The organism is Rhodococcus sp. NPDC127593, assembly GCF_042671975.1.
Taxonomy (GTDB): Bacteria; Actinomycetota; Actinomycetes; order Mycobacteriales; family Mycobacteriaceae; genus Rhodococcus_F.
In genome coordinates this window covers 1-7,597 of sequence record NZ_JBHXWI010000137.1, presented here as the reverse complement: position 1 = coordinate 7,597, position 7,597 = coordinate 1, and the positions used below count along the sequence as shown (strand labels likewise).

The 7,597-nt window shown below is 64.5% G+C and carries 10 protein-coding genes; 5 read left to right on the top strand and 5 right to left on the bottom strand.

The features are described 5' to 3' along the window. The first annotated feature begins 275 nt into the window (after nt 1-275). The 5 genes from ACFVJ3_RS48905 (at nt 276) to ACFVJ3_RS48885 (ending at nt 3,425) form a co-directional block, all read left to right on the top strand. Complete coding sequence (locus ACFVJ3_RS48905) at nt 276-1,031, top strand: ParA family protein (protein ID WP_378458952.1); 756 nt, start codon at nt 276-278, stop codon at nt 1,029-1,031. Between the two features lie 2 nt (nt 1,032-1,033). Continuing rightward, entirely contained in the window at nt 1,034-1,552 is a 519-nt protein-coding gene (locus tag ACFVJ3_RS48900) for a hypothetical protein (protein ID WP_378458951.1), read from the top strand. Between the two features lie 72 nt (nt 1,553-1,624). Next, nucleotides 1,625-1,852 (top strand): hypothetical protein, encoded by a 228-nt coding sequence (locus ACFVJ3_RS48895; RefSeq protein ID WP_378458950.1) that lies wholly within the window; start codon nt 1,625-1,627, stop codon nt 1,850-1,852. A gap of 475 nt (nt 1,853-2,327) precedes the next feature. Next, nucleotides 2,328-2,768: a VOC family protein gene (locus ACFVJ3_RS48890; RefSeq protein ID WP_378458949.1), complete on the top strand. Its 441-nt coding sequence runs from the start codon at nt 2,328-2,330 to the stop codon at nt 2,766-2,768. Between the two features lie 270 nt (nt 2,769-3,038). Further along, entirely contained in the window at nt 3,039-3,425 is a 387-nt protein-coding gene (locus ACFVJ3_RS48885) for a hypothetical protein (protein ID WP_378458948.1), read from the top strand. 140 nt (nt 3,426-3,565) lie between these two features. Here the strand turns inward: ACFVJ3_RS48885 and ACFVJ3_RS48880 are convergent, their stop codons facing one another. From ACFVJ3_RS48880 to ACFVJ3_RS48860, 5 genes are all read right to left on the bottom strand, one after another. Then, on the bottom strand, nt 3,566-4,129 hold the full coding sequence (locus ACFVJ3_RS48880; RefSeq protein WP_378458947.1) for a dihydrofolate reductase family protein: 564 nt from the start codon (nt 4,127-4,129) through the stop codon (nt 3,566-3,568). Between the two features lie 702 nt (nt 4,130-4,831). Continuing rightward, a complete protein-coding gene (locus ACFVJ3_RS48875; protein WP_378458946.1) occupies nt 4,832-5,863 on the bottom strand; it encodes an IS110 family transposase in 1,032 nt (343 codons plus the stop codon). Between the two features lie 80 nt (nt 5,864-5,943). Beyond that, complete coding sequence (locus tag ACFVJ3_RS48870) at nt 5,944-6,303, bottom strand: hypothetical protein (protein WP_378458945.1); 360 nt, start codon at nt 6,301-6,303, stop codon at nt 5,944-5,946. A gap of 432 nt (nt 6,304-6,735) precedes the next feature. Further along, a complete protein-coding gene (locus tag ACFVJ3_RS48865; RefSeq protein ID WP_378458944.1) occupies nt 6,736-7,290 on the bottom strand; it encodes a TIGR03086 family metal-binding protein in 555 nt (184 codons plus the stop codon). Between the two features lie 71 nt (nt 7,291-7,361). Beyond that, nucleotides 7,362-7,595, bottom strand: coding sequence for a hypothetical protein (locus ACFVJ3_RS48860; protein ID WP_378458943.1), 234 nt, complete (start codon nt 7,593-7,595; stop codon nt 7,362-7,364). Between the last annotated feature and the right edge of the window lie 2 nt (nt 7,596-7,597).

The following is a 7,597-nucleotide window of genomic DNA, read 5'->3' as shown; positions in this document are numbered from 1 at the left end:
TCAACGTCAGGTCCAGTGGCACTTCACCACCGACGACGCCCGCATCAAGCTCCGCCATCTATATCCCAATACTTAGCCGCGACAGTGTACTAGTCACGCGTCGGCGCAGCGTTGCGGTGAGAGACTGGGACCCCGCGGTGGTGGTTTCGCGCCACCACCGTTGAAGGTTTTGGATCGGACATGTTCCAGCTCAGATCGGCGGGTCATCCGCGTGCCTCGACCAAGTTAAGTATCTTGAGCTACGTCACTATATTTACACGAAGGGACAGGCCCACATGACCCGCACCATCGCAGTGGTCAACCATAAAGGCGGCTCCACCAAAACCACGAGCGCGGTCAACCTCGCCCAAGCCCTCGTCGAAGCCGGCTACACCGTCCGCGTCATCGACCTCGACCCACAATGCAACGCCACCACCTGGCTCGGCGCCACGCCCGAAGCCGTCGACAACGATGTCCTGTCGGTACTCATGCTGGTGGCGAGCATCGAGGAAGCCACCACCATCACCGCGTCCGGGATCCACCTCGTTCCTTCCACCAAGGAACTCGATTCCGTCGGGCCCTACTTCCTCAAGAAGCCCGGTGCACATGGCATCCTGCGCAAAGCCCTCGCCAGCGCCCCCGACGTCGACTTCAACCTGCTCGACTGCCCCGGAGACTTCGACCACCTGACCATCAGTGCACTCGTCGCCTGCACCGAAGTGCTCGCCGCTGTCATGACGGGAGCCATGGAACTCGAAGCGCTCATGCGGATCGAGAACTACATCACCCAGCAGGTCGAGCTGCTCAACCCAACCGCGCGGCTCAATCACATTCTGTGCGGCCGCGTCGAACTCGGCCAGGTCATCGACCAGCAGGTCCTCGCCGCGCTCCGCGAGACCTACCCCGACCAGACGATGCGCACCATCATCCCGAAGTCCGTCCGCGTCAGCGAAAGCTACAGCGCCGAAGAACCCGTCGTCAGGTGGGCACCGTCCTCCTCCGCAGCACGCGCCTACCGCGACGCCGCCCAAGAACTCGTCGAAAGGACCTAGCGATGAGCGTGACACGTAAGCCCGGACTCGCCAACAACCCCCTCGAACGCCGCCACCAGCCCCGCACAGGCGCCCACCAGGACGGGACGTACTCGAGAACTCGTTCCAAGGACCTCCTGACGAGCGTGACACGTAAACCCGGACTCGCCAACAACCCCCTCGAACGCCGCAAGCCACGACTGCCGAACCTCGTCGAACAGGGCGTGGACGTCGCACGAGAAGCAGCCACCATCGCCGAACCTCAACCGGGTCCGGTGGCCCTCGGCGAGGAAAAGAAGACCACCAAACGGGTCCCCGCAGACAAGAAGCTTGAATCCGTCTACATCAACCGCGCCAAGGTCGAAAATGGCAAGAATGCCGTCGCCGCCATCGGCCACATCGCCGGCGCCCCCAACAGTTGGTCCAACCTCGTCGACGAAGCCCTCGCCCATTACCTCGCCGTTCTCGAACGCAAATACAACAATGGCGAACCCTTCCCGCCGCGCAACGCCGAACTCGTCCGGGGACCACGCATCAACTAGCCCGCCCAGGAGCGGCCACAATGACATTGAGCACGACCGGCTCGTCGGTGGATCGTGGCAGGCTATCGGTAGGTGCGATCGCTACGCATCGACGACGAGCCGGAAACGCTGCTCGAGACCGTCGAGATCGACCCCGACCGGGCCGACCCCGAGCTCGCGCCGGACTACAACGTCGCGCCCACGAAAACCTCACCCGTCGTGGTGGCGCGGCCGCCGAAGGACACCGGCGACGATCAGCCCCAACGACAGCTCCGGAACCTCACAGGGGGCCTTTTTCCGGACTATCGAAACGTGGCCTAAGCCGCGGAGGATGGGCTTTCGGACATGTCCCCTGACCGGAGTGCCGAAAGCGGATCCACCATCGGGACACGCACGGTACTGGTGGGATCGGGCTTGTAGACCGGTCGATTACGTGTCAGGACGGCACGTTTGAGGATGGGCTTCGACCCCCAGATGCCAGTAGGGCACACGCAAAGTGAGCCATGGAGGATCATCAGCGGCACCGGTGTCTACGAGGGGTGGCGAGGGAGTGGTGAGATGGTGATCCGGTACGACACCAGCGAACACCCAACGAAAGGTCGCGAGGGGTCCACGGGGGGCCGTCACGCACCAGGGACGTTCCCGCGTCTTCCAGCCGCGACAGCAACACGTCGTCCCGCACGATCTTTCGAAACCCTGGGTTGACCTCAGCTTGCAAGAACGAACATGTCGAGATCCCAGCCCCGGCTCCGTCCCAGCATCGAATCGGCAAGACAACAATTGGAGGATGGATCCCATGGCACACGTACAACGTTTCGACCACATCGGCATCACCGTCGCGGACCTCGACTCGGTGACGGCGTTCTTCGTCGGACTGGGTCTCGAGGTCGAGGGCACCGGATCTGTGGAGGGCGAGTTCGTGGAGACCGTCTGCGGCATCCCCGGCGCGCACTGTGAGATCGCGATGCTGCGGCCGCCCGACGGAGGGTCCCGGCTGGAGCTCGCGACCTTCGTCACGCCCGACCACGTGCCCGGATCGCCCACGGCGATGGCCAACGAGCTTGGGCTGCGCAACGTGTCCTTCGAGGTCGGCGACCTCCAGGCGGCCGTCGACGCGGTGGCTGCGGACGGGTACGGGCTCATCGGCGGCATCGGCGAGTACGAGAACAGCGTGCGGATGGCCTACGTGCGTGGGCCCGAAGGGATCATCGTGTCCCTGTTCGAGCAGATCGGCTGACGCGCGCGTTACCCACGTGTGTCTATGCGCCCAGATCGTCCACAACGGCGTGGCGAGAGGCGCCGACCGGGGGCCCGGATCGGGTGTGTCGTGAGGAACGTCCATTAGCGGAACCACCAGCGGACAGTGCGGCCGACTGCGCGCCGGCGGACACGTGGTTCCGCAAGCGGATCGGCGACCGGTCACCAATGCAGCAACGGGATCCGTCACTACCCCGCCGAGTGGAAGATTGGCATGTGAACGGTCGTTGTGATGATGCAGTATCAAATCATGTCTCCGAGCATCGGAACGATGCGGACCTGGAACCACGACGAGGGCTGGGGCGTCATCGACTCGCCCGAGACACCCGGTGGTTGCTGGATACACGCGACGACGCCTTCTACGAAGACTCGCATGGGCTTGGATCCTGGTCGTCAAGTGTATTTCGAGTGGGAACGCCTACCCGGGAAGGGGGTCCAGGACGGCTTCGACTTCGTCGCTACCGACGCATGGTACGTCGACGACGAACCGTATCGCCGCCCTCAAGGGCCTAGCGCCGGCGCGTACAGCACGTCGCCGACGATCACCCTCGACGACGACCCTGACCACGACGCTCACCGGATTCCACCCGAGGTTTCGCCTGAGGAGTACTTCCGCCAGCTTCCCGGCGACAATTGACCGATCCCGATCCCGATCCCGATCCGCGATCCCTTACATACACGGTCTGTGATCCTTGACGGGTATCACGATCGCCTCGAAACACAGCGCCACGAGATCCTTGGGCGGCCCGAAGCCCGGGCCGATCCGAGGTCGGGTACTCAGCGCCTGGTCTCGTACCTGGTCAGGACCACGCCGTCAGGGAACGTCCCGGTCTCCACCAGGGTCAGGTTCACCCAGTTGTCCAGGGCCGCAAAGAACGGTGTGCCGCCACCTACCAGGACCGGATGGGTGACGATCGCGTACTCGTCGATCAGCCCATCCCGCATGGCCACTGCGGCGAGTGTGGCGCCGCCGATATCCATGGGGCCGCCGTCCTCGGCCTTGAGCCGGGTGATCTCGGTGCCCGCGTCGCCGGTGACCAGGCGAGTGTTCCAGTCGACCGTGCTGGTCGTCGAGGAGAACACGACCTTCGGCATGTCCCGCCAGCGGCGGGCGAACTCGATCTCCGCCGGTGTGGCACCCGGCTGCTGGTCGGCGGTCGGCCAGTGGGAGCTCATCGTCTCCCACAGTTTGCGCCCGTACAGCGCCGTGCCTGTCGCCCTCACCCGGTCGGACCACCACTGGAACAGCTCGTCGCTCGGCACACTCCAGCCGAGGTCGTCGCCGGGCGCGGCGATGTAACCGTCCAGGCTCACATTCATGGCGAAGGTCAGTTTCCTCATGGTGTCAGCCTCCCGTGAGTCGGTACTCGGTGTACAGACCAGCACGGCGCGGAAAAATCATCGGTCAGGCCACACCGAGGGCCGGTTCACCACCACGCCAAGCGGATGTGCGTCCGGAAGGGAACGCCTATCGGCACCGGATAACGATCGGCTATCGGCCCGGCGGGCGGAGGTTGGCGGCGTAAAACTCGATGCTGGTCGTTTTGAGTCCAAACTCGGGGTAAGCCACCGTGACGTGGATGGTGCTCTTTGTGGGTACCGGACTGAGGAAGTAGTGCGCTCGCGTTTCAATCAGGCTCATCCCTGAAAGGGCGGGGTCCTGTCAACCCCTGTCCGACCTGCTGTTTTGCCCGTTTCCGGCCTCCGTGCGGGCAACGCTGGGTGAGGGCCCCCTTCGGTCAGGACGGAGCGCCCGCAGCGCCAGTGAGGACGAACGGTCTTGACCGTGGCCCGGCCCGGCGCAGACTGGTCACGGCCCCCCGGAAACGGGCAATTCGGTTGTGGGAGTGAACGGTCTCCAATGTGATGCGAATGGGTTGGGACAGGCCGGGTTCCCCCTCGGCTGTCGGTCATCCCTTCGCCCGGTGGTGCGGGCATGGAGCGGTGCGCTGGCAATACGCGGGGTCATTCAGAACGACGACCACGCCGTTGACACGGGGGTCAGACCTGATTGCGGCCGCGCGCGTGTTGCGTCCGGGGTGCTCACGCCGCCGCCTTATGGTGGGCCAGCGCGCGGATCTGTCCGTCACGCAGCCCGTAATAGACGAGGGTGAGCAGTTTGCGGGCCGCGGCGACCTTGGCGATGTTCCTGCCGCGGCGGGCCTCGATGCGTTGGCGGTCGACCGAGATCTTCGTGCCGGCCGGTTGCCGCTGGATGGCCTCCACCGCCGCCCAGCGCACCAGTTTGGAGCCCTGCTTCGTGATGTGCCCGCGGCGCACGACGGTGTCGGACTCGCGGTGCTTGGGGGTCAGGCCGGCCCACGAACACAGGCGGCTGGGGTCGGTGAACCGGTGCACGTCACCGATCTCCGCGACAAACACGGCACCGAGGGTGGGACCGACCCCGGGCAGCTCCTGAATCGCCCGATAACCAGGATGGCCACGCAACTCGGCGGCGATCTGGTCGAAGAATCGTCCCTCGTGCGCGTCGAGGACGTCGATCAGCTCGAGCAGCGAAATCACCCGTTGCGCGTACGCGACACCGAGCGGGACCTGCGTCAGACGCTCACGTCCCTCGACGCCGAACAGGTCCGACACCGGGATCAACACCCCGGCCTTGGCGAGCACCGAGTGCACCTGGGCCTTGAGGCCCGACCGCAACGCGACGAGCTTGGCTCTGTAGCGCACCAGTTCCCACAGTTCCCGCGTCGGTGGCGGTGCAATCCACGCCTCGGGCAACCGGTTCATCCGCAACAGATCCGCCAGGTCCCGGGCGTCGCGTACATCGTTCTTCACCCGCCGGTACCGGAACCCCTTGACACCCAATGGATGTGCGAGATGCACGCTCGCGCCGGCGGCCTGCAGCGTGTCGGCCGCCCAGTACCAGCCATAGGTTGCCTCGAGCACCACCTCCGGATGCTCTCCGGCCTTCTCGAGCTGCAGGGCCAGTGAGGCGGGGTCGTTGACGATTCGCGTCACCGCGAGTTGCTCACCGGAATCGGTTTGCCGGACGATCACCGAGCGTTGCCGGTGCAGATCGATCCCGACGAACTGTTTTCCGTCATACTCACTCATAGGGGCCTCCTCCGACACGTGTGGATGTGACACCCCCAGCATTCGCCGGGAACCACGAGGAGCGGGAGGCCCCGCCCCTTTCATCGCATCAGGTCGCGGACACGGCTGCGGGAGTCGCCGCCACCAGATAGCCATGGCTCGTTCGGATCATCGGGAAAGTCGTCCTGTCTGAATGAGTTGGACAGGACTGTGCCGCCGAAGAAACCGTGTTCACCAAGAGTTGGTGATACCGCGAGGACCAGCCGGATTCTGGTTTTGTGAGCCTTGTCCGGCCTGATTCTGTAACCCAGATTGATTGTTTCGGTGTCGAGCGGGATACCGGCGGTGGGGTCTGGGTCCGGTTCGCGGGCGACCAGATCAAAGCCCACCCCGCTCTCGTACACCTTCACTCTGGTGAACTGGAGGTCGAGGCCGTTGTTGGTTCTGAATGGGATCGACAACTTCGGCTCGTAAAGGACTGGATCCTCGTCCTCTGTCGTCAGGAACGCGTCGGGTCGTTTCCGAAATTCGGGTAACTCGCGGCGACCGGGTGGCCGTTGCGCTCGCTTCTCGCGTTGTTCCTGTTCCTCACGTTCCAGTTCGCGCTCGAGTTCCCGGAATGGATTCGCCGGCCAATCGCAAGATCCGGGCACTCCACTTCAAGTGGGCAGTCCAACCCAGTGGAGGATCGCCGACATAGGCAAAGTTGAATCGCTTCTCGGACATGCCACCGATACTTGCATGCGCTAACCGGGTGACGGCACAGATCGGATGCTGACAACGTCGTTGGTGACCCCGCAAGCCGAACGATGACCGGACGAATCGTTCGAACGTAGAGTCCCCGACCGGCCCCGCAAACGGATCCTCGACGGGAGGTCCTCCTTGGCGTTGCGCTAGGGCCGTCGTCCGAACCAGTCGAGGAGTCGGGTCTGCTGCGAAGCGTCGGGAGGCAATGTGTCACTCGAGCCCTCGCCGTACGCGCCGAAGGCGAGCATGTCGTCCAGATGTGGTTCGACCACACGCGACAGCCCGGCGACCACCGGTGGGTCAAGAGTTTCATCGAGGCCCGCCGCACGGAGAAGGTCCCACGCGTGGACCACAAGGTCGACGAGCCGGAAGCGCAGGAACGCCTCGGCAGGGAGGTCGCCGTTCGGGCCTGGAACTGGCTGTTCCGGTGGTGCGGCAGCGAAGGCCTCGGCCTGGTGTCGTGACGATTCGGCCACCGCGGCGACCGGGTCGTCTCCGAGCTGGTCATCTGCGAGCATGTTCCGGGCTTGTTCACGCCCGACGCCGGCAAGCAGGAGCACAGTGAAGCGATTTCCCACCACGACGTGCTCGACCAGGTCGCGCACCGAAATCTGTGACGGTGTGGGCAGGTCCCATGAGTCCACCGTCAGTTGGCGCACCACGCGCTCGAATTCGGCCGAGGCAGCGAGAATAAGTTCCACCTCTCGCACGGTAGCGGTCGTGGACTGGCTCCGAACAGGTGCGTCGTCGCGGATGTCCTTCTCGGGAACGCCTATCGGAGCACCGGATGACGATCGGCGATCGGCGCGAGTTTGAGGGTGCAGAGTTCGTCGAGCCGGCGTCGGACGCTGTCGTTGACGGTGGGGTGGTGGGTGAGGAGACGGTGCAACCTGCGGTAGAACACGGTGGGGAGGACGCCGAACTCGGGGAGGATGTGTTCGTCTCCGCCTCCGAAGGGTGCCCATTTGACCGCGAAGTCGAGCATGGTGAGCTCGTCCTTGGTCACGG